Genomic DNA, 767 nt, shown 5'->3' with positions numbered 1-767 from the left:
CGAGAACCAGTTGCCGCGCACCTTCGTCGAGTACGAGGAGCAGCCGCGCGAGTATTTCCTGAACGCCGTCAGCACCGTGCTGGACGTGCACACCCGCATCTCCGACCTCTACAGCAGTCCGCACGACCAGATCAAGGAACAGCTGCGCCTGACCATCGAGACCATCAAGGAAAACCAGGAAAGCGAACTCATCAACAACCCCGATTACGGCCTGCTGTCGCAGGTGACGGAAGAGCAGCGCATTTTCCCGCTGACCGGCGCGCCCACGCCCGACGACCTGGATGAGCTGCTGACCAAGGTCTGGAAGGAGCCGGCCTTCTTCCTGACGCATCCGCTGGCCATCGCCGCCTTCGGCCGCGAAGCCACGCGGCGCGGCACGCCGCCGCCGACGGTAAGCCTGTTCGGCTCGCAGTTCATCACCTGGCGCGGCATTCCCCTGATTCCGTCCAACAAGGTGCCGGTGGCCGATGGCAAGACCAAGATCCTGCTGCTGCGCGTGGGCGACAAGCGCCAGGGCGTGGTCGGCCTGTACCAGCCGGGCCTGCCGGGCGAACAGAGCCCGGGCCTGTCGGTGCGCTTCATGGGCATCAACAACCATGCCATCGCGTCCTACCTGATCTCGCTGTACTGCTCGCTGGCGCTGCTGGCCGACGACGCGCTGGCGGTGCTCGACGATGTCGAGATCGGCAAGTACCACGACTATCCCGACACCTACAAATAGGCCGCACGATGGCTGTCGCCGATTCCTCTCCAAGCTTCGCCGCCCT

The 767-nt window shown here is 64.7% G+C and carries 1 protein-coding gene; it reads left to right on the top strand.

Translation table 11 applies throughout. The annotated features are described in order from the left end of the window. The coding region (locus N801_RS22165; RefSeq protein ID WP_035940959.1) for a family 2A encapsulin nanocompartment shell protein at window positions 1-721 on the top strand (721 nt) is incomplete at its 5' end. Between the last annotated feature and the right edge of the window lie 46 nt (window positions 722-767).

It is taken from the genome of Knoellia aerolata DSM 18566, assembly GCF_000768695.1.
Taxonomy (GTDB): Bacteria; Actinomycetota; Actinomycetes; order Actinomycetales; family Dermatophilaceae; genus Knoellia; species Knoellia aerolata.
Note: the sequence above shows the minus strand (reverse complement) of the source record. Positions and strands in the feature narration are given on the sequence as shown.